21 protein-coding genes are annotated in these 20,476 nt (G+C 64.1%); 12 read left to right on the top strand and 9 right to left on the bottom strand.

The genetic code is table 11. The features are described 5' to 3' along the window. Positions 1 to 59: 59 nt before the first annotated feature. Together ACH2DW_RS04515 and ACH2DW_RS04510 are read right to left on the bottom strand one after the other, a co-directional pair. The gene (locus tag ACH2DW_RS04515) at positions 60 to 779 is read right to left on the bottom strand and encodes a spermidine synthase (RefSeq protein WP_394928520.1); all 720 of its coding nucleotides are present in this window, start codon (positions 777 to 779) and stop codon (positions 60 to 62) included. Next, positions 776 to 1,987, bottom strand: coding sequence for an MFS transporter (locus ACH2DW_RS04510; protein ID WP_394928519.1), 1,212 nt, complete (start codon positions 1,985 to 1,987; stop codon positions 776 to 778). The genes ACH2DW_RS04515 and ACH2DW_RS04510 overlap by 4 nt, the downstream gene beginning before the upstream one ends. Before the next feature lie 128 nt (positions 1,988 to 2,115). Here ACH2DW_RS04510 and ACH2DW_RS04505 point away from each other — a divergent pair, with 128 nt between their 5' ends. Further along, a complete protein-coding gene (locus tag ACH2DW_RS04505) occupies positions 2,116 to 2,523 on the top strand; it encodes a cupin (protein ID WP_394928518.1) in 408 nt (135 codons plus the stop codon). A 36-nt stretch (positions 2,524 to 2,559) separates the two neighbouring features. Here ACH2DW_RS04505 and ACH2DW_RS04500 read toward each other — a convergent pair whose 3' ends face one another. After that, a complete protein-coding gene (locus ACH2DW_RS04500; protein ID WP_394928517.1) occupies positions 2,560 to 3,363 on the bottom strand; it encodes a thioesterase family protein in 804 nt (267 codons plus the stop codon). A gap of 81 nt (positions 3,364 to 3,444) precedes the next feature. Here ACH2DW_RS04500 and ACH2DW_RS04495 point away from each other — a divergent pair, with 81 nt between their 5' ends. Beyond that, positions 3,445 to 5,313, top strand: a complete 1,869-nt coding sequence (locus ACH2DW_RS04495) for a flavin-containing monooxygenase (protein WP_394928516.1) — start codon at positions 3,445 to 3,447, stop codon at positions 5,311 to 5,313. Between the two features lie 187 nt (positions 5,314 to 5,500). Then, positions 5,501 to 7,192: a class I adenylate-forming enzyme family protein gene (locus ACH2DW_RS04490; RefSeq protein ID WP_394928515.1), complete on the top strand. Its 1,692-nt coding sequence runs from the start codon at positions 5,501 to 5,503 to the stop codon at positions 7,190 to 7,192. Positions 7,193 to 7,341: 149 nt separating this feature from the next. Here the strand turns inward: ACH2DW_RS04490 and ACH2DW_RS04485 are convergent, their stop codons facing one another. Further along, positions 7,342 to 8,862 carry a cryptochrome/photolyase family protein gene (locus ACH2DW_RS04485; protein WP_394928514.1) on the bottom strand — a complete coding sequence of 507 codons (1,521 nt, stop codon included), beginning with the start codon at positions 8,860 to 8,862 and terminating at the stop codon, positions 7,342 to 7,344. After that, positions 8,859 to 9,545 (bottom strand): SDR family NAD(P)-dependent oxidoreductase, encoded by a 687-nt coding sequence (locus ACH2DW_RS04480; protein ID WP_394928513.1) that lies wholly within the window; start codon positions 9,543 to 9,545, stop codon positions 8,859 to 8,861. Before ACH2DW_RS04480 ends, ACH2DW_RS04485 begins: the two co-directional genes overlap by 4 nt. A 172-nt stretch (positions 9,546 to 9,717) precedes the next feature. Here ACH2DW_RS04480 and ACH2DW_RS04475 point away from each other — a divergent pair, with 172 nt between their 5' ends. Both ACH2DW_RS04475 and ACH2DW_RS04470 read left to right on the top strand, forming a co-directional pair. Continuing rightward, the gene (locus ACH2DW_RS04475; RefSeq protein ID WP_394928512.1) at positions 9,718 to 11,454 is read left to right on the top strand and encodes an amidohydrolase family protein; all 1,737 of its coding nucleotides are present in this window, start codon (positions 9,718 to 9,720) and stop codon (positions 11,452 to 11,454) included. A gap of 50 nt (positions 11,455 to 11,504) precedes the next feature. Further along, positions 11,505 to 12,020: a nitroreductase family protein gene (locus ACH2DW_RS04470; protein ID WP_394928511.1), complete on the top strand. Its 516-nt coding sequence runs from the start codon at positions 11,505 to 11,507 to the stop codon at positions 12,018 to 12,020. A gap of 27 nt (positions 12,021 to 12,047) precedes the next feature. Here ACH2DW_RS04470 and ACH2DW_RS04465 read toward each other — a convergent pair whose 3' ends face one another. Beyond that, positions 12,048 to 13,388, bottom strand: a complete 1,341-nt coding sequence (locus ACH2DW_RS04465; protein WP_394928510.1) for an acyl-CoA dehydrogenase family protein — start codon at positions 13,386 to 13,388, stop codon at positions 12,048 to 12,050. A 52-nt stretch (positions 13,389 to 13,440) separates the two neighbouring features. Then, positions 13,441 to 13,752, bottom strand: coding sequence for a DUF1330 domain-containing protein (locus ACH2DW_RS04460; protein WP_394928509.1), 312 nt, complete (start codon positions 13,750 to 13,752; stop codon positions 13,441 to 13,443). Between the two features lie 73 nt (positions 13,753 to 13,825). Here ACH2DW_RS04460 and ACH2DW_RS04455 point away from each other — a divergent pair, with 73 nt between their 5' ends. Further along, positions 13,826 to 14,899, top strand: a complete 1,074-nt coding sequence (locus ACH2DW_RS04455; RefSeq protein WP_394928508.1) for a proline racemase family protein — start codon at positions 13,826 to 13,828, stop codon at positions 14,897 to 14,899. Further along, positions 14,887 to 15,537 (top strand): TrmH family RNA methyltransferase, encoded by a 651-nt coding sequence (locus ACH2DW_RS04450; protein WP_394928530.1) that lies wholly within the window; start codon positions 14,887 to 14,889, stop codon positions 15,535 to 15,537. The genes ACH2DW_RS04455 and ACH2DW_RS04450 overlap by 13 nt, the downstream gene beginning before the upstream one ends. A 17-nt stretch (positions 15,538 to 15,554) precedes the next feature. Here ACH2DW_RS04450 and ACH2DW_RS04445 read toward each other — a convergent pair whose 3' ends face one another. Beyond that, complete coding sequence (locus ACH2DW_RS04445) at positions 15,555 to 15,806, bottom strand: hypothetical protein (protein ID WP_394928507.1); 252 nt, start codon at positions 15,804 to 15,806, stop codon at positions 15,555 to 15,557. Positions 15,807 to 15,959: 153 nt separating this feature from the next. Here ACH2DW_RS04445 and ACH2DW_RS04440 point away from each other — a divergent pair, with 153 nt between their 5' ends. Together ACH2DW_RS04440 and ACH2DW_RS04435 are read left to right on the top strand one after the other, a co-directional pair. Next, positions 15,960 to 16,397, top strand: a complete 438-nt coding sequence (locus ACH2DW_RS04440; RefSeq protein WP_394928506.1) for an SRPBCC family protein — start codon at positions 15,960 to 15,962, stop codon at positions 16,395 to 16,397. After that, positions 16,394 to 17,176 carry a DUF2520 domain-containing protein gene (locus ACH2DW_RS04435; protein ID WP_394928505.1) on the top strand — a complete coding sequence of 261 codons (783 nt, stop codon included), beginning with the start codon at positions 16,394 to 16,396 and terminating at the stop codon, positions 17,174 to 17,176. Before ACH2DW_RS04440 ends, ACH2DW_RS04435 begins: the two co-directional genes overlap by 4 nt. 24 nt (positions 17,177 to 17,200) lie before the next feature. On the opposite strand, the gene ACH2DW_RS04430 is transcribed toward ACH2DW_RS04435, so the two are convergent. Continuing rightward, positions 17,201 to 17,536 carry an ArsR/SmtB family transcription factor gene (locus ACH2DW_RS04430; RefSeq protein WP_394928504.1) on the bottom strand — a complete coding sequence of 112 codons (336 nt, stop codon included), beginning with the start codon at positions 17,534 to 17,536 and terminating at the stop codon, positions 17,201 to 17,203. A gap of 320 nt (positions 17,537 to 17,856) precedes the next feature. Between ACH2DW_RS04430 and ACH2DW_RS04425 the strand changes: the two genes are divergently transcribed. The 3 genes from ACH2DW_RS04425 to ACH2DW_RS04415 are packed head-to-tail and all read left to right on the top strand — an operon-like array spanning position 17,857 to position 20,443. Continuing rightward, positions 17,857 to 18,768 (top strand): haloalkane dehalogenase, encoded by a 912-nt coding sequence (locus ACH2DW_RS04425; protein ID WP_394928503.1) that lies wholly within the window; start codon positions 17,857 to 17,859, stop codon positions 18,766 to 18,768. A 2-nt stretch (positions 18,769 to 18,770) separates the two neighbouring features. After that, the gene (locus ACH2DW_RS04420) at positions 18,771 to 20,015 is read left to right on the top strand and encodes an acyl-CoA dehydrogenase family protein (protein ID WP_394928502.1); all 1,245 of its coding nucleotides are present in this window, start codon (positions 18,771 to 18,773) and stop codon (positions 20,013 to 20,015) included. A 38-nt stretch (positions 20,016 to 20,053) separates the two neighbouring features. After that, positions 20,054 to 20,443, top strand: a complete 390-nt coding sequence (locus ACH2DW_RS04415; protein WP_394928501.1) for a nuclear transport factor 2 family protein — start codon at positions 20,054 to 20,056, stop codon at positions 20,441 to 20,443. The last annotated feature ends 33 nt before the right edge of the window (positions 20,444 to 20,476 follow it).

Genomic DNA, 20,476 nt, shown 5'->3' with positions numbered 1-20,476 from the left:
GCGCGGCCCAGTCCCGACATCGGGACCGGTGTTGGGCTCGACGCCCTCGAGGCTTTGACTCAGTCGTTGGCAGTGACCGCGACGTAGATCGTGCTGGCGGTCGCGCGGCCTGTGTACACGTTCTCGAACGTGACGGTGTGTGCTTCGGCTGAGGCGAACGACCCGCGTAGTACCTCGACGAACTCGTCATCGACGCCGGCATCCGACCAGAGCGCGAACACACCGCCCGGCACCAACTGTTCTTGAAGCCGGGCCAGCCCAGTGGGTCGGTAGAGACCCGCGTGACTTGGATCGAGCAGATGCCGGGGTGAGTGATCGATGTCGACAAGGATCGCATCGAGCCGACCCGGACCACCTGGAGCCAAGGGTTCTCGCGTGCGCACCAGCTCGAAGAAGTTGCCATGCACCAGCGTCGTTCGAGGGTCAGTGGTGAGCTCCGCGCCGAGTGGGGTGCGGTGGCCTTCGTGCCATCCGATCACCGCGGCGAGGGTGTCGACGACATACATCGACGCCACCCGCTCGTCGGCCAACGCCTCAACGGCGGTGTATCCGAGGCCCAATCCGCCGATGGCGATGTTGAGATTGTCGCCAACTGTGGCGGCCAATCCGAGCGATGCCAACGCCCGCTCACCAGTCGTGAACAAACTTGACATCAAGAACTCGTCACCGAGAATGACCTCCCACACATCGAGCTCCAACTCCGGTTCCCAGCGGCGCCGGAGGCTGATGTCGCCCATCGGTGTCGGTTCGCGCCCGAGTTCTTCGAAGAGCCTGCTCATCGGGCCACCCTCTCAGAGTCGAGCCGAGATGCCCGAATTTCGCGTCGCAGGAACGCGGCGAGCGCCGAGCCGACGAACAGCGCCGCAGCGCCGGTCAGCCACAGCCATCGATAGCCGCCGGCGTCGACGATGACACCACCGAGTGCCGGACCAGCAGCTGCTCCGATGAACACACCGATCTGGGTGATCCCCGTTGCCGCGCCGGGTGCCGACGGATTGTTCCTGATGACCGAGAGGTTGAACAGGCCGGGCCACGCCCAACCGAACGCGAATGCTGGGATCGGCGCCAGGAGGTAGGTGATCGGCACGTCGACCGCCAGCATCAACGCCCCCAGGCCGCCGACGAAGTACAGCAGGATCAGTCGTTGAATTGGCAGCATTCCGGACTTGTCAACCCGCCAGCCCTGATACAGACGACTGGCAATCCCGGTCGCCGAACCAAAACTGAGCACCAGACCGGCGACGCCGGGCGAAATTCCCGACTCCTCAGCACCACTCGTGATGAACCCGACCATCGCTCCCGCATGCATCGCGCCGAGGAATCCGACGGCGGCATACAACGCGAGGAGTGACGTCCGCATGTCGGGTCTCGGTGCCTTGCCACTCGACGACCTCGTCGGGATGGCGACGTCCGCTCGATCCGGCGGCAACAGGACCATGACGACGAGTGCAAGCACGCCCGCTCCCGCATACGCCCACTCCCAACCAACCGTCAGCGCCACCGCTGGAACGGCCACTCCGCCGACGAGCGCTGCTGCCGGCATCCCCGACTGCTTCACTGCGAACGCGAATCCGAGCCGCTGTGGATCGACATGCGAAGCAAGCAGCAGGTTGGCGGATGGCTGATTCAACGCATTGGCTGCCCCAGCGACTGCCAACAGCAGTGCCAGCGCGAGCACGGAATCGGCAAACATTGAAATCGCAACCACCGCCGATGCAGTCATCGCCAATCCGGCGCGAAACCCACGCTGTGGTCCGAGACGCTGCGCGAGCCGACCCATCGGGGCCGAGAGCAACGCAGCAACAGCGAACGAGACGCCCATCGACAGGCCAATCGCCGTTGCGGTGATGTCGAGATCGTCACGCAGCTGCACACCGACTGCACCGGTGAGGAAGACCGGCAACGCGCTGCACATCGTGCCCACCGCCACGATCATCCATGCTCGTCGCTCGCGGATCGCCGTCGAAGCGATCGATGGGTCCTGCACAAGTGCACCGTACCGGCGGGCGCGAGACAGGTCAGCCGGCTGAACGTTGACGCAGCACGGACTGACCCATTCGTCGCTCAAAGCGGCGACGTGATCGCCAGGTGGTCTGCGGTACGCGAGCATGGGACATGAGCGACGTGATCGACTTCTCTTCTGGCAACTTCGTCCACCTCGGACTCGGCGCCGCCACCCTGCCCCTCCCAACCCATACCGGCGACATGGAGTGGTACGCCGAGTACGAACAGTCGCACGGCGACGATGGCTTCGAGGGCCGGCTCGTTTCGATGCACACGTTCACCGAGACGTGGGACACCTGGGAGATGCACCCCAACGGCAGTGAACTGGTGCTCTGCATCAATGGGTCGGTGGCGCTGACGCAGGAGGCGATCGACGGGACGATCAACACGGCGACCATCTCGGCCGGTCAAGCAGTCGTCAATGGCCCCGGCGTGTGGCACACCGCCGACGTCGTCGACGGACCGACCACCGTCGTCTTCATCACTGCCGGAGTCGGTACGCAGATGCGCGATCGCTGAGTCTGGCTGACCAAGACTCGACGGGGCCGTCGGCCGTCAGACCGGCACAATCGTCATCGACTGGCTGGCTGTGGCGAGCAGTTGGCCACGTTCGCTCCACATCAGACAGCTGCTGTGGGCGAATCCGTTCCCCATGAACTCAACGCGGTTGTCACACAGCACCCAGTCGGTGTCGTCCGGGGCCGGATCGGCGAATCGGATCGTGTTGTCCAGACTCGACAGGTTGGTTACCCGGCCTGCAGCATTGCCGATGACCGACGGGCTGTAGTCGGCAATGATCGCCAGCGCCGCCGCATCGACGCGGACCTCGGGCATGCGGACCCAGACCAGTGATCGATGATCACCGGTCGGCTTCCCGGCGCCGGAGAAGCCGAACATGCCGCGCGCCATCTTGACCTCGACGTGGTCATGCAGGGATGGGTAATCGAACTCGCGCTCGGGGTCGACCGACCCTGATGGCGCCACCGGATCGGGGTACTGCTCCCAGACACCGCGCAGTTGTTCGGGTCGTTGTCCCGTTGCCCCGAGCACGGTCACGACATCGTCGTCTTCGAACGTGCCGTACACACGGCACTGGGTCACCGTGCGCCCAACGGCCGGCTTCGTCACGTTGAGCCGCATCTCCGACGGGTTGTACATCGTGGCGATGTATTGCGCCGTCGCCCAGACCGCGGGCTGGCCGGTCTCGATTTCCATCGTCGCGACGCCAACTGCGAGTCCGATGCCACCGAACAGCGAGCCGCGCCCGCCACCGACCGCACGGTCGGTGATCGGCACCGCCCACTGGCCGTCTCCGTGGTCCACCATTCCGAGAAACTCCGCCGTCGACATCCCACTCATCGTCGGCAAGCTAGCCCGGCGGCTGAATCTGGCCCGGACCGGACTCGTTGTGCGACTCACGGCTGGGCCAGGCTGTCAGTGATGATCGAAGCGAACGAGACCAAGATCGGCGCTGCCGTGCGTGATGCCGACCTGCGGGTTCTGGTGATGTGCCTTTTTCAGATCACCGGAGACCGCAAGTGGCTCGCCGAGCCGTACTTGCCGCAACGCGACGTTCGCCTCATCGCACCCGAAGACGCCGGGTTTTCCGACGAGATCGCCGAACAGATCTGGGACGCGGCAATCGCCGAGCATGGCACGACGCCAGTGATCTCCGACCCCGGTGACGAGTTGATGGTCGAAATGATGAGCGCCTGTCTCGGCGAGCCCGTCACCCCCGAGTACGCCCCGATGATGCGCGAGGAAATGGGATTCGTGTCGCGCGATATCGACTGGCCCGAGGGCGCGGCGCGCCCCAGTGTCCTCGTGGTCGGCGCCGGAGCGAGCGGCATCATCATGGGTGCACGGCTCGATCGAATGGGGCTCGACTACGACATCGTCGAACGTGGCCCCAGCGTCGGTGGGGTGTGGCGCGACAACCGATACCCCGGCGCTGGCGTCGACACCCCGAATCACGCGTACTCGTTCTCGTTCGCCCGACCCCACCGCTGGTCGCGTTTCTTCTCGCCGCAGGCGGACCTCGAGACCTACCTGCAGCAGACGGCCGACGACTGTGATGTCACGCGCCACGTACAGTTCGAGACCGGTCTCACCGGCGCGCAGTGGGACGACGACACTCAGGAGTGGCGCGTTGAACTTGAGACTCCGAACGGCAGCGAGTCGCGGTCATACCAAGTGCTGATCAGCGCGATTGGCCAGCTCAACGTGCCCAAGCCCCCACCGGTGCCGGGCACCGACAGCTTCGAGGGCCCCTGCTTCCATTCGTCGCATTGGCCCGACGGTCTCGATCTCACAGGAAAACGTGTCGCCGTGATCGGGACGGGTGCGTCATCGATGCAGATTGTCCCGGCGATCGCGGACCAGGTCGCCGAACTCACCGTGTATCAACGCACGGCGCAGTGGGCGCGACCGATCCCCCGCTATCACGAACCAATTCCCGAAGGCTCGCAGTGGCTGTTCGAGCACTTGCCGTTCTATGCGTCGTGGTTCCGCTTCGTCATGCTGTGGCGGTACGGCGACGGTCTCCTCCCGCTCCTGCGGAAAGACCCGGATTGGGAGCACCCGCACTCCATCAATCGAGCCAACGAACGTCACCGCCAGCAGATGGCTGATCATCTCCTGACAGAGCTCGACGGGCGCGCCGACCTTGTCGAGAAGTGCATGCCGAGTTACCCGCCCTACGGCAAGCGCATCTTGCTCGACAATGGTTGGTTCGCGACCGTTCGCAAGCCGAATGTCGAACTCGTTGTCGACGCAGCCGATCACGTCGACGCGACCGGTGTCGTCGCCGACGGGCAGCATCGCGAGCATGACATCGTCGTGCTTGCGAACGGCTTCGAAGTGTTCCAAGGGGCCAGCCGGCTGGGTCTCCGCGGTCGCGGCGGCATCGACCTGGCAGACCTGTGGGCCGACGATGACCCGATGGCCTATCTCGGCATCACCGTGGCCGACTTCCCGAACTTCTTCATCATGCAGGGCCCCACCACCGGTCTCGGGCACGGCGGCAGCGCGATCTTCCAAGCCGAGTGTCATGCCCGTCACATCAGCGCATGTGTCGCCGCAATGGCTGCGGCCGACGGACGGACCATCGAGGTCCGCGAGCAACCGATGGTCGACTACAACGATGCCTTCGACGCAGAACATGAGCATCTGATCTGGAGCACCGACGGGCTCCGCAACTGGTATCGCAACGACGCCGGCAGGGTCGTGGTGATCATGCCGTGGAGGCTCGTCGACTACTGGTCCATGACCCACGATCCCGACCTGAGCCACTACTCGATCACCGCGTGACCACCACCTGACCACCACCACCTGACCAGGTCACCGTCGCGCCCTGTCCGGGATTGATCACACCGGCCAGGGCTCCCCTCCGAACGGAATCGCTGCATTGAGCCAGGGCACGATGCGGCGCACCTCGGGACCGACCTGCGAGTGGAGTTCGCCCCGACGACGGCGGGCCTGGCACCATGTCGTCCTTATGACGATGACTTTCCAGGACGCCTGTGCGGCCGTGTGCGCGCCCGGCTCGATGTTCGAGATTCAAGAGACCGAAGTGTTCGGCCGCACGAGCAAGGTGTTCGCCGGCACGCCACCGAACATTCGGGCGCTGTTTGCTCTGGCTGCGGCGCGTACGGACGAGTTCATCATCTTCGAGGACGAGCGTTGGGCGATGCCACGCGTCATCGAAATGATCGGCCAGATCGGCCACGCACTCGTCAACGACCTCGGCGTCGAGAAGGGTGACCGCGTCGCCATTGCCATGCGCAACTATCCCGAGTGGATCGCCGCGTTCGCCGCGATCACCTCCGTCGGCGCCGTCGCCGTGCCGATGAATGCGTGGTGGGTGACCGAGGAAATGGTCTTTGCTCTTGAGGACTCCGGTTCGAACGTTGTGATCGCCGACGACGAGCGACTCGGTCGAATGCAGGCTGCTGCGCCGGGTGAGATCGAGGCGACCATCGTGGTCGTCCGCCCCCAGGGCACGCTGCCGGACGGCGTGCTCTCGCTCGACGAACTCCTCACGCCCGGCGCCACGTTGCCCGATGTCGATATCGACCCCGACGAGGACATGACGATCCTGTACACCTCAGGCACCACGGGACGCCCGAAAGGGGCGGTCTCAACGCACCGTGCCGTGCTCAGTGCATTGCTTGCTTTCGCTGCACGGGCAGCGGTCGGCAACCTCCGCGAGCCCGAGGACCCAGCCTCGGTCGAAGAGGGCGGCGCGCCCCAGACCGCATTCATGCTGTGCGTGCCGCTGTTCCATGTGACCGGTCTCGTACCGGTGATGCTCGGATCGTTCGTCAGCGGCGCCAAGCTCGTCATGACGTACAAGTGGGAACCGAATCGTGCGCTCGAATTGATCGAACAAGAACGAGTCACCAACTTCGTCGGCGTCCCCACGATGAGCTGGGATCTGCTCGAAGCAGAGACGTTTGCCGAGCGCGACACATCCAGCCTTCGTTCGGTCGGCGGGGGCGGCGCGCCGATGCCGCCCGAACTGGTCAAGCGCATCGAAGACGAGTTCCAGCGCGGCCGGCCCGGCCTCGGCTATGGGATGACCGAGACGAATGCCTACGGGCCACAGAACGCGGGCGATGACTTCGTCAACAATCCGAAGTCCACCGGTCGGCCTGTGCCGATCATGGATCTCAAGATCACCGATCCGGAAGGCAACGAACTGCCGCTCGGTGAGACCGGTGAGATCTGGTTCCGCAGTCCATCACTCATTCGCGGCTATTGGAACCGACCCGAGGCAACCGCTGAGACGATCGTTGACGGCTGGCTGCGTTCGGGCGACATCGGCCACCTCGATGCGGAGGGTTTCGTTTACATCAGCGACCGGGCGAAGGACATGATCCTGCGCGGCGGTGAGAACATCTACTGCGCCGAGGTCGAAGCGACGATCTACGAACATCCGGCGGTGTACGAAGCAGCGGTGTACGGCATCCCTGACGAGCGACTCGGTGAAGAACTGGCTTGCCACGTCATGGTCAAGCCAGGTCAGACACTCGAGGTGGGCGAGCTGCAACAGTTCGTCGGTTCGCACCTCGCCAAGTTCAAGGTGCCGACCCGGGTCTCGATCGTGCACGAGTCACTGCCGCGCAACGCCAGCGGCAAGATCCTCAAGCGTGACCTCCGCGACGAAGTCATCGCGACAGACGCCTAACCGCCTCGTCTTCACGTTTGTGTCGGGTTTTTTGCGGACCGTTCGGCAATAATCCCGACGCAAACGTGGTGGGGCGGTGATGGGCTGGGGTGGTGATGGCCTGGGGTGGTGATGGGCTGGGGCGTGGGAGTGCGGGTGTGACTGAGGGGTCACAGCGTGCCGGCGTCGAGTGCTGTGAGCACTTCGGTCGCGCGATCGCGGACAGCGTCGAGGTCGCTCAACCGACGCAAGCCGGCGAGCTGCTGAGCCATCCGGTGGTTGTTGGAGAACTCCTCCGCGTTGCGCGCAAGGAAGTCCCAGTACAGCGTTGTGAACGGACAGGCGTCATCGCCAGTGCGCTGCTTCGGGTCGAATCGGCACCCGCGGCAGGAGTCGCTCATCTTGTTGATGTACGCGCCGCCCGACGCATAAGGCTTCGTCGCCATCATCCCGCCGTCAGCGTGCAGTGCCATCCCGATCACGTTCGGCAACATCACCCACTCCGCACCGTCGACGAAGCTCGCCCACATCCACTCGGTCATCGCCCACGGATCGACGCCGGCCGTGAGCGCAAGATTGCCGAACACCATCAAACGCTCGATGTGATGGGTGTACCCATGCGCATCGAGATGGCTGACGGCGTTGGACACGCACGCCATCTCGGTCGTCGCCCGGCCGGTGAACGCAGGTGGTACGGGCCGCGTTGCTTTGAGGTGGTTACGAGATCGATAGTCGGGCATCCACCGCCAGTAGACGCACCACACGTACTCGCGCCACCCCAGCACTTGCCGGATGAACCCCTCGACCGAGTTGATCGGCAGGTCGCGTTCGCGTAAGGCCGTCTCAGCGGCTTCAACGACCTCCGTCGGGTGCAGCAGTCCGAGATTCATACATGACGACAACACCGAGTGCGCAAGCTTCCACTCGTCGGCGAGCATGGCGTCCTCGTGCGGACCAAACGGCTCGAGGCCAGTGGCGATGAATTCGTTCAACCGCGTGACTGCTTGCTGGCGAGTCACCGGCCAGGTGCCGTCCGCACCGCTGCCCCACACCTCATCGCCGAGCGATGCAATGAGATCGCTGACCTCGGCGTCAATGTCGTCCGGTTCGAAGTGGGTGATCGCTGGCCACGAACGTCCGTCCTTCGGTGGCTTCTCGCGGTTGTCGTGATCGAAGTTCCACTTTCCACCGATGGGCGCCACGCCGTCCATGAGGACTCCGAACCGTTCGCGCTGCCATCGATAGAAGTCCTCCATCTTGAACCGCTTGCGCCCCTCAGCCCACTCTTCGAATTCGCTGTAGTGGCAGAAGAACTGGTCGTTCGGAAGCATCTCAACACGCCCACTTGCCTCCAGGCGTCCGAGCAGCGCGGTCACGTCCCAGCTCATCGGTTCCATCACGACGAGCCGATCAACATCGAATTCGGCACAGTGCTCGCGATATCCCTGCACGAAGCTCGGCGCGCGTCGCAGGTCGACATCGAAGCCTTCGTCTCGGAGCTCCTGTGCGAAATGTCGCATCGCTGAGAGCACCAGGTGGAGTCGCTGCCGGTGCCATCGCTTCGACGAGATCTTCAGCTCACTTTCGACGAGCAGGACTCGGCAATCGCCCGCTTCTCGATCGCGCAAGGCTCCGGTGCGCCGGTGCAATTGGTCGCCGAACACCCAGACCGTCGGCAGTCGGCCGTTCACGTGAATGCGCTACTCGGGAGGTCGTTCGTACCAGCTTCGAGCGCGTCGCAGATGACGGTGGCAACGTGAGCCGGCGCCATCCCCTCGGGCATCTTGGGCGATGCTCCTTCGATCGGATGGTCGGCAAGACCGGTTTCCGTATGCCCTGGCCGGGCATCGAGCACCCGGATCTTCGTTCGTCGCGCCTCGCGGCCAAGTGCCTCATCAAACGATCGAACTGCCGCCTTCGACGCACCGTACGCCGCCATTCCCGGCAGGTTCTGTTCGGCAATGACTCCAGAGATGTTGACGATCGCACCTCGTGGTTCGATCCGTCCGATCGCCGCATTGGCCAGCATGATCGGCACGAACGTGTTGGTCAGGAACAGCTCCTCCATCGCATCGATCGATAGATCGGCCACGTTCCCGAACGCCACCACCCCGACGGCGTTCACCACAACATCGAGCCGACCAGCGTGAGCGATGGTCGCCTCGACTGCACGGACGCAAGCGTCCGGCACGCGCAAATCGAGTGCCACTCGCTGTGCGTCCACCGGAACGGCTGCAAGGCGATCGACGTCTCGGGCAACGAGCGTCAGGGTGGCGCCACGCCGAGCCAATTCGACCGCCAGGGCCGTTCCAAGTCCGCCGGAGGCCCCGGCGATGAGGACCGACTGGCCCGAGAGAGGGTGCTGCACAGTCACGACGCGAGTCTGACACGGCCTGATTCGGGTTGACAGGTCGAGCGCCCGATCAGGCGCGTGGAACCGCCAGCACCGACTCCTGAATCCTCCCGTTTCCACCCCTCCGGCTTGTGACGCTGCGCAATGGGGAGCTGACACGTTGCTTCGGTGGGCAAGCGACAAGACTGGGGTGATGGAGCACGATCTCGTCATTCGCAACGGCCTTGTCGTCGACGGCACCGGTGCAGCACCGCGCCTCGGACTGAGCATCGCGATCGATGGCGATGTGATTACCGGAATCGGCACTGACGTCGGCAGTGGCCGACGCGAGATCGATGCAAGCGGCCTGTTGGTGACGCCGGGCTTCGTCGACATCCATACGCACTATGACGGTCAGGCCACATGGGATGCCGAGCTCGAGCCGTCCACGCCGCACGGCGTGACCACCCTGATGATGGGCAACTGCGGGGTCGGGTTCGCCCCGGCCAAGCCCGACGAGCACGAGTTCCTCATCGAGCTGATGGAGGGCGTCGAAGACATTCCCGGTGCAGCACTGAGTGAAGGTATTGCATGGGATTGGGAAACCTTTCCCGAGTACCTCGACGCACTTGACCGTCGCGAGTTTGTCGCCGACATCGGCGCAATGATCGCGCATGGCCCCGTCCGCACGTACGTCATGGGCCAGCGCGGCGCAGACAACGAGCCGGCCACCTCCGATGACATTGCGGAAATGGCGAACATCGTCAACGAGGCAGTCGAGGCGGGCGCTTTCGGGTTCTCGACCAGCCGCACCATCGGCCACAGAGCGATGAACGGCGAGCCGGTGCCGGGCACATTCGCCGCCGAAGACGAGCTGTTCACCATCGGTCGGGCAATGGCCCGCTCAGGTAAGGGAGTGTTCGAAGTGGCCCCAGCCGGACTCGCCGGCGAGGACCTTGTCGCGCCGAAGAAGGAGATCGACTGGATCTGCCGGCTCGCCGACGACATCGGGCGTCCGGTCACCTGGCTGATGTTGCAGAACCTCGTGCAGCCCGACGAATGGAAAGAGTTGATGACGCGCTCCCAAGAGGCACAGGACGCCGGCCACCAGGTCATTCCGCAGGTCGCAGGTCGCCCCTTCGGCATTCTGATCGGACTGTCGACGCGCCACCGCTTCAAGGAGATGCCGAGCTTCGCACCGCTGAAAGATCTGTCGTTTGGAGAACAGGCCGAGGCGATGGCCAACGCCGCCCTCAAGGCGCGACTCATCGAGGAGTCACAGGCGTCGATGCACATCCTGCGCGAGACCGAGCCAATGGCCGCCCAGGTAGTCGACGGCTTCGACCGCCAGTACCTGCTCGGCGACCCGGTCGACTACGAGCCCACAGCAGATCGATCGATTGCCGCCCTCGCGAGCGCCCGGGGTGTCGAACCGATCGAGGAGTTCTACGACCGGCTCCGCGAACGCGACGGCGAAGCGTTGCTCATGATGCCGTTCCTCGGCTACGCCCACGGAAACGGTGACGCCCTCTACGAAATGCTCACCCATCCTGCTGCAGTCCTCGGACTCGCCGACGGCGGTGCGCACGCCAACTTCATCTGCGACGCATCGACACCGACATGGATGCTCACGCACTGGGCACGCGACCGCACGCGGGGACCGCGACTCCCGATCGAATCCGTCGTGAAGAAGATGACTGCGGACACTGCCGCACTCTTCGGCCTCGACGACCGAGGCGTGCTGGCGGTGGGCAAACGCGCCGACGTCAACGTGATCGACCACGCGAACCTGCAGCTCCGCGAACCACGGCTGGTCGACGACCTCCCTGCAGGCGGAACCCGGCTGCTGCAGGCAGCCGAAGGCTACGTCGCCACCGTCGTGGCGGGCATCGTCACCCGTGAGCACGACGAGTTCACGGGCGAGCGCCCCGGACGCCTGCTCCGGTCCTGATCTCAGCGCTGCTCACCCCGTTCCGACGCCACCGTGCAACACTTGGGCACATGACTGCAGAATCCATGACTCCGTACGAGGCCATCGTGTCCAAACGTGACCTCCGGATGTACACCGCTGAACCCATCGCCGATGAATCGATGGCGCGGATCCTCCAGGCCGGACGCATGGCGGGCAGCGCCAAGAACGTCGAGGCAAACCGTCTGATCGTGATCACCGACCAGGCGGTGCAAGACGCACTCGTCAAGGCCGGCGACTTTGCATCGTGGATTGGGAGCTCAGCGATGATCATCGGATTCGCCTCGCCTGCCAGCGAACTTCGCCTGTTCGACGTTGGACGCCAAGCGCAGAACATGATGATTGCCGCGCACGACGAAGGCATCGGCACCTGTCCGGTGACGCTGGGGCATGCCGATGTCACCCGCGCCGCTGTCGGCTTGCCAAACGATTGGGTGATGCCAATGGTGATCACCCTGGGCTATCCCGTCGAGGATCATCCCGACAGCCCGCTGAAGCGCCAGCGCGTCTCACTCGACGAGCTCGTCCGCCACGACCGCTGGAGCTGACGCTCGGCTCAGCCGGGCCCGACGGGGTCAGACGTTCTTGGGAAGTTCGGAGAACGGAAGCACCTTGTCGTTGTTTGGCTCCTTGGGCAGCCCAAGGACACGCTCGCCAATGATGTTCTTCTGAATCTGGTCGGTGCCGCCATAGATCGGCGGGGCCTGGGCATAGAGCGCCTGACCGGTGATCATGCCGAGCAGCGGGTTACCTGTTGCAGCGTTGAGTGACTCACGCTGCTCGGCCGTGTAAGCGTGGAGTGTCCCTGCCGCACCGAGAATGCCGAGCCCAACGTCACGCGACAGCCGAACGACGTCGCTCATCATCAGCTTCGAAATGTTGGCCATGCCAGGGATGTCCTTGCCGGCGCTCCGCATGCCCTTGAGTCGCTGGGCATTGAGCCCACCGACGACGTTGAGCGTGTGCAAACGCATCAGATCCTGACGAACGGTTGGATCACCGATCTTGCCCTCGCTCTGGGCAAAGTCGATCAGGAGCGTCTGATTCGGACGATTGACCGCCCGCCGATTGGCGTTCTTGTCGCCTGACTTCTTCGTTCCGGCGGCGCTCTTCGCTGGGACCAGATCTCCGGCACGTCGCTCGAGTTGCTTGGCAATCGTGCCGGGTTGCGCCCCGGCGGCGCCGCCAGAGCCACCGGCGCCAAGCCCGGCCCGCTCCGCTTGCAAGGTCGTGTTTGTTGCAGCCCAGCCATTGTTGATGTCGCCGATCACCGCATCGACCGGGACGCGGGCATCGGTGAGGAACACCTCGTTGAACATGGCGTGCCCGGTCATCTCGTGGAGTGGGCGGATCTCGACACCGGGTTGATGCATGTCGATGGCCATCCAACTGATGCCCTGGTGCTTCGGCACGTCCACGTTGGTCCGCGCAATGAGCATGCCCATATCGGCGGTTTGTCCCAGTGAGGTCCATACCTTCTGCCCGTTGACGATCCACTCGTCGCCGTCGCGCTCGGCGCGAGTCGTGAGGCCGGCGAGATCGGATCCGGCGCCGGGCTCGCTGAACAGCTGACACCATGCCTGCTGTCCGGTGACGATGTCGCGGATGTAGTTGTCAATCTGTTCGGTTGTGCCGTGTGTGGCAATCGTCGGCGCCGCAAGCAGGAGCCCGAGGCCGCTCGGCGGGCCAAGTGCACCGAACGCCCCGATCTCGCGCATCACCGCAACTGAGTCGGCGCGGGACAGGCCGAGCCCAAATGCCTCGGCAGGCAGAACGGGTGCCGCCCAGCCTGAGATGCCGAGCAACTGCCACCACTCCGCAACGGTGAGGTCGGGGTCCCAGTTCTTGGTCAACCAGGCGCGCACCTCGGCGATCGGGTTGGTGGGGGTAGATCGTTGGGGTTCGGTGATCGTCATCTTGTGTCCTTGTCGACCTCGGTGGCCTGCTAATTGTTGGCTGTTCGGCTCGTCAGCGCTGCGGGATCGCGTGAATGACGGACACCGAGAACGTGGTGGTCGCCTGGTGGCGGATGGCGGCCAGCTCGCGGTACTCGGGTGAGTTCCACCATTCCATCAGCACTTTCTCGGATGGGAACTGAATGATGACCGTGCGTCCAGCCTCGCGCTCACCTTCCAGCACAGTCACGTTGTCGTCAAAGGTGATGAATTTCGCGCCGTATGGCTTGAGCACGGGGAAGAATCGCTTCTCGTAATTGTGATAGCCGTCGCCGTCAGTGACGGTGAAGTGGGCGATGAAGTGAACGGGACTGGCGTCGGACATAACTGCTCCTGCTGGTGGATCGGCTCGATTCGATTCGCCAGTCTCGCAGAATCGCAATCGCTACCATCAGTCGATGCAACAGACGACAGACGGTGCGACGCCATTCGACCATTCGCTGGACGGCCTGCTGACCGGACCGATCGAGGTCGTCGGGTGCCACGCCGAAGGCGAAGTCGGCGATGTGATCGTCGGTGGCGTTGCGCCCCCGCCGGGCGACACCGTCTGGGAACAGTCCCGCTGGATCGCAGCAGACGGGCGGCTTCGTCGATTGGTTGGTAACGAACCGCGCGGTGGGGTGTTCAAACACGTCAACCTCTTGGTGCCGCCCACCGACCCCGCCGCCGATGTCGGGTTCATCATCATGGAACCCGAAGACACGCCACCGATGTCCGGTTCAAACTCGATGTGCGTGGCGACCGTCGTGCTGGAAACCGGGATCGTCGCGATGACCGAGCCGACCACCACACTCACGCTCCAGGCTCCCGGCGGACTGGTCAGGGTCGTCGCCGACTGTCGCGACGGGAAGGTACTGAACGTGACCGTGCGGAACGTTCCGTCATTCGCAGTGGCCCGCGACCTCCCCCTGCACCTGGACGGCTGTGGCGAACTGCGCGTCGACACCGCATTCGGCGGCGACAGCTTCGTCATGGTCGATGCCATCGACCTCGGTATCACCGTCGTCCCCGAGGCGGCTCGCGAGCTCGCCGCGCTCGGATCGCTGATCACTCGGGCGGCGAACGACCAGCTCCAGTTCGCGCACCCGACGACCGACTGGACGCACTTTTCGTTCTGCCAGATCGCCGGGCCCCTCGAGCGCGACTCCGGTGACGACTTCATGATGACGAACACGGTGGTGGTCGAACCAGGCAAGCTGGATCGATCGCCGACTGGCACCGGCGTGTCGGCGCGCATGGCACTGCTGCGCTCGCAGGGGACCATGGCCGTCGGGGATCGTTTGCGGATGCAATCGGTCATCGGTTCGGAGTTCGTCGGTCAGATCGAGAGCGACACCAAGGTCGGCGACCTCGATGCCATCGTGCCGCTGGTGACCGGCAGAGCTTGGCGGTACGGCCGCTTCGCGTACGAGACCGACGTAACTGACCCCTGGCCCCTCGGCTATCGCGTCGCCGACACCTGGCCGACGTGAGCGACGATCATGGCCCCGCGTCGCCTGCACACTCCAACACGGTGGGGGTCGGACCGCATCCTCAGCCTTGGCCAACCGAACCGCACTTCGATCCGGAGCTGCTCGCCGGCGGCGACCGTCGCAACGTGGTGGACCGATATCGATACTGGACGGTCGAAGCAATCGTCGATGACCTCGACTTGCGCCGCCATGGCCTGCACGTCGCGATCGAGAACTGGGAACATGACTTCAACATTGGCACCGTCGTGCGCAACGCAAACGCGTTCCTTGCGGCCGCCGTGCACATCATCGGACCACACCGCTGGGATCGCCGTGGAGCGATGTCAACGCACCGATACCAGCACCTTCATCACCACGCAACCATCAGCGCCTTCGCGGCCTGGGCTGCTGAGCAGTCGGTCCCGATCGTTGCCATCGACAACATTGAGGGGTCGGTTCCGATTGAGCGCACATCGCTGCCACGCGAGTGTGTGCTGCTCTTCGGGCAAGAGGGTCCCGGATTGTCGCCCGAGGCAAATGCTGCGGCGAGCATGACGTGCGCGATCACACAGTTTGGGTCGACCAGATCACTCAATGCCGGAGTGGCGTCTGGCATTGCCATGTACGAGTGGGCACGACAGCACGTGCCCGTGGCCTGACATGGTCAGTGTTCGGTTCAGCGAACGATCCTTGCGAGTTTCGGGAGAACACAACGGCGGCCGGAGCACGCATCCCACGTGGCGAGACCACCGCTGAGCTCACGTGCTCCAGCCATCTCGTGGAGTTCGCGAGCCAGCTGCAGGTCAGCAGCAAGTGTGCTGGGCTCGTAGGCCTGCCACTTCTCGCCGTTGGTTGCGTCTTGATCGGAGATGGCTGCACCGTCTGCGCAGTTCCAACCGTCGTCCTCACGTGTCCGGGATCTCAGCACGCGTAGGTTTCCCAGGCTGTTCACGAGGATCGTTCCACACTGCAGTGGGGGCTCCACCGTGCCAGGCACCGTTGCGACGTCAACACTTGTCATGATGATGTATCGACCGCCGGGCTCAGACAGTTGAGGAGAAAGTGTGCGAGTCTCATCGGCATGGCTCAGCAGGTGTTCAGCGTTCAATCTGCCCTCTCGGTGCGCGAGGCATTCGACCGATGTATCGACCTCCGGCGTGTCAACGAGTGGGACCGAGGCGTCACCACTCCGCGCCGCTTGACCGGTGAGGGCCAGGCGGTCGGCTCGACCTATGAGGTCACCGTCACCGGTTTTGACGGTCAGCCAGCGACTGTGGTGTACGAGTTGCTTGAAGTGGAAGCTCCCCATCGATTCGTGATGGAGGGAATCAACGACACCTTCCGCGCCTACGACGTTCTCACGTTCACGTCGAACGACAGGGGTTGCGAGCTGCACTACGACGCGCAGCTCGAACTTCTCGGTTCGCCACCACCGATGACCGACGACGACCTTGACTCGCTCTTTGCTAGCGTTGCAGCCGTCCCGCAGCAGGGCCTTTCCACTTTCCTCAACCCGTGAACGAGTCGCCGGGGCGGTGCGTCGTTGTCGGCACTGGTCGAGCTGGCGCGGCGTTCAGCCGCGCGCTGGCTGCGGCGGGTTGGGTCGTCACGTCGGTTCCGGCCCGACCGATTACTGCGAACACTGCGAGCCAGAAAGAGTTGACCGAGTTGGCGGAACAGGTCGCGCTCGCGGACGTCGTGCTCATCGCCGTCTCCGATACTGCAATCGAAACTGTTGCCGCTGCACTCCCGGGATCATCGGCCCTCTACCTCCACGCGTCCGGAGCGTCCGGCCTCGACCTCCTTGCGCCGCACCAGCGCGTCGGCTCCTTACACCCGTTGATGTCGCTGCCCGACGCCGAGACCGGTGCCCGCAGGCTGCTCGACCACTGCACGTTTGCGATCGATGGCGATCCGTTGCTCCGCGACATTGTTGAGTCGCTCGGTGGCCAAGCTGTGGAAGTGGCTCCATCTCAACGCGTTGCGTATCACGCTGCTGCGACCATTGCGGCGAACCACCTCACTGCACTGTGCGCGCAGATCGAGCGCCTCGCCGAAGAAGTCGGCGTTCCCGTCGCGGCCTACTGGTCGATGATGTCCAACACGCTCGACAATGTTGCGGCTCGCGGTGCGGCCGACGCGCTGACCGGACCGGCAGCGCGAGCGGACTGGGTGACGATTCGGGCACATCTCGCGGCGCTCCCATCTGATGACGATCGGCGCCTGTATCGCGCGTGTTGTGCTGCTGCGGCCCGGCTCGCCGGACATCAGGTGCCGGCCGATATCGACGGGCCCTGAGTCGACACGTCGGCTCTCACCCTGTTATTTCTTCGATTTTCTCTGTTGCTGCTTGCGGGCGTTCCACTGTTCACGTTCGACTTCAATGGCCAACGACCGCAGCGATGACGTCCAAAACCCGGCCATCCATTCCGTGAGCTCGGCGAGCCCTTCGGGGCGGGCCCGGTAGTAGCGCCGGGTGCCTTCGTTGCGCACCGTCACCAACTCTGCATCGGCAAGCACGCGCAGGTGTTGGCTGATTGCTGGGCGAGTGATGTCGAAGTGCTCGGCGATGTCACTGACCGTGCGTTCGTCATGCCTGACGAGGTGCAGGATTTCTCGTCGAGTCGGCTCAGCGACGGCTCGTGCTGCTGCGTCCATTGGCGCTCCGTTGCTCGGTGCCGCGGGATGCGGCTTGCGGTGGGCCGGTCGAGCATCGTGTCCGATCCGGTCACATGATTGTATCGCTGAATGCTCTCTGCGTTAGCCACTTCTTACGTTAGAGTCTGCTTACTTTTAAGTCGGGACGAGCACCGACGCCATCCGTGCCGCCAACCCCACTCTGCGTCACGCTCGCGATGCAGGGCCGCTGACCAGGCAGCTTGAGTTCTCACGACCGAACGACCCGCCGCCCGGCCCAACGCACCGAACCCCACAAGCCCAGCTCTGAACAGCACCGGCACGAGCGATACGTTTCACCGATGGCCGCCACCCAGACACCAACCGGCACCGAGTTCCTGCGAACTCCAGACGAACGCTTCGCGCATCTTCCAGACTTTCCATACGCACCCAAGTACGTCGACATCGATGGACTCCGCATGGCGTATATCGACGAGGGCCCGACCGATGGACCCGTTCTGCTCCTCATGCACGGCGAGCCGACCTGGAGCTACTTGTATCGACGGATGATCCCGCCCTTGGTCGACGCCGGCTTCCGGTGTGTGGCCCCCGACCTGATCGGGTTCGGCCGATCAGACAAGCCCGTCGAACGATCGGCGTACACCTACAACGGTCACGTGGCCTGGATCCACCAGTTCATCGCTGCAGTTGAACTGACGACCGCAACGTTGTTCGCGCAGGACTGGGGCGGGCTGATCGGCCTCCGTGTCGTTGCCGAGGACCCTGACCGCTTTGAGCGCGTGGCCATCGGCAACACCGGACTTCCGGTCGGGGCCTCCCTCGGCCCCGGCTTCGACATGTGGTTGGCAGCGTCGCAGAACATGGCGCTCATGGATTGCGGTGCACTGATGCAGCGGGCAACTGCTGCTCGCGAGCTCACCGACGACGAGGTGGACGCGTACCGCGCGCCCTTCCCCGACGAAGCGCACATGGCGGGGGCTCGGGAGTTTCCGACGCTGGTCCCGATCACGCCAGAGCACGGTGGCGTCGCTGAGAACATCGCGGCCTGGCAGATTCTCGAGCAATGGGACAAGCCGTTCTTGACGCTTGCCTGTCCGGGCGATCCAGTGTTGGGCAAGTTGCACCACGAGTTCATCGAGCGCGTGCCCGGGGCTTCGGGCCAGCCCCATCAGGAGTTTGCTCCTGGCGGCCACTTCATCCAAGACGACTGCGGCGAAGACATCGCGGCCGCCCTCATCTCGTGGCTGGCATAACCATGTCGACTTCGATCTACGACGAGGCGTTCGAGTGGTACTCCAAGAACTGGGACCCAGATCGCCCGGTCGGCGAGTGGTGGGCGCTCCTCGCCGAAACGGGTTGGTCCTTTCCTTCGTGGCCCGAGGGGCGGGGCGGCCGCGGGCTCAGCCCGCGTGACGCCAAGCAGGCCGAGCAGGCTCGACTGGACGCTGGCGCGTACGGGCCTCCCAAGGGTTTGTCGACGTTTCTCGTGGCCCCGACGCTGCTGACCTACGCCACCTCCGAACAACTCGATCGCTTCATGCCCGGCATTGTGCGCGGCACCGACACCTGGTGCCAACTGTTCTCCGAACCAGGAGCCGGCAGCGACCTGGCTGGCCTGTCGACGCGTGCCGTTCGCGATGGCGACGAGTGGATCATCACCGGCCAGAAGGTGTGGAACTCAGGTGCTCAGAATGCGGCGTTCGGCATTTTGATGGCACGGACCGACCCGGATCTGCCCAAGCACAAAGGCATCTCCTTCTTCCTGATCGACATGACCCAAGACGCCGTCGATGTTCGGCCGCTCCGCGAAATGACCGGCGACATTGCCTTCAATGAGGTGTTCCTCTCCGAGGCTCGTGTTGCCAACGACGACCTGCTCGGCGGACAGGGCGAAGGCTGGCGGGTCGGTATGACAACACTGTCGCATGAACGCGATCCAGACAACTCCGGATCCGGTAGCGGATTCGATTTCGCCGGCGCCGATCTGACGCGCACTGCTGGCGAGCATGCAGCAGCGGTCGACGGAGACGTCGACGGGTTTGGATTGGCAATGAGCGGCGGGGCAAACCGGCTCCTCGACGACATTCTCGATGAGTTTGATGGTTCGGCGGACCCGATTCGACGACAACGAATGATGCAGCTCGCCGAACTCCGCCGAACATCACGTTGGTCAACAGCGCGATCAATGGCGGCGGTCAAAGCGGGCGGTCAGCCGGGGCCCGAAGTCTCGACGCTCAAGGTCATCGGCGCGGAGGTGTCACGCCGGACACGCGATCTCGGACTCGAAGCGATGGGACCTGAGGGCATGTTGTGGGGAGACGACACACCGACTGGCGGGCAGTTTCATGCGTACTGCATGTTCACTCCGGCAATGTCGATTGCCGGCGGCAGCGACGAGGTCAACCGGAACATCATCGGTGAGCGAGTGCTGGGGCTGCCTCGCGAGCCCGGCGAGTCCGAACAACGCCAACGACCGTGGTCCGAGCTGCCACGCAACTAAGCGCAGGACAAGCCGAACCCGATCAAACGGAGCACACGATGACCATCTCGACTGATGACCGCCTCGAACTGCACGAACTGCCCGGGCGATACGGCGACGCCATCGATGATCGAGACTGGGCGCGGCTCGACCGAATTTTCACCGATGACGCCACGTTCGACATGACCGACCTTGGCGTTCCGCTCCTCGAAGGGCTGACCGAGATTCGGCGCTTCATGGACGAAGATGCCGAGCATCCGAAGACCCACACAATGACGAACATCTACGTCGATGCTGATGACGATGGCGTTCGCCTCAACTTCCGGATCGTCGCCTTACTGCGCGGCGGTCTCGCTGGAACTGCTTCGTACTACGACCAGGTGATCAAGACCGGTGACGGTTGGCGAGTCCAGCACCGGGTGGTCACCCTCCGTCGCCGGCCTGACTGAGATCGCCCACACGGTCGGAAGCCATTTGCGACT

The sequence above is a fragment of the uncultured Ilumatobacter sp. genome (genome assembly GCF_963980585.1).
Classification (GTDB): domain Bacteria; phylum Actinomycetota; class Acidimicrobiia; order Acidimicrobiales; family Ilumatobacteraceae; genus Ilumatobacter_A.
The sequence above is the reverse complement of the archived record's forward strand: the minus strand, read 5'-3'. Positions and strand labels throughout refer to the sequence as shown.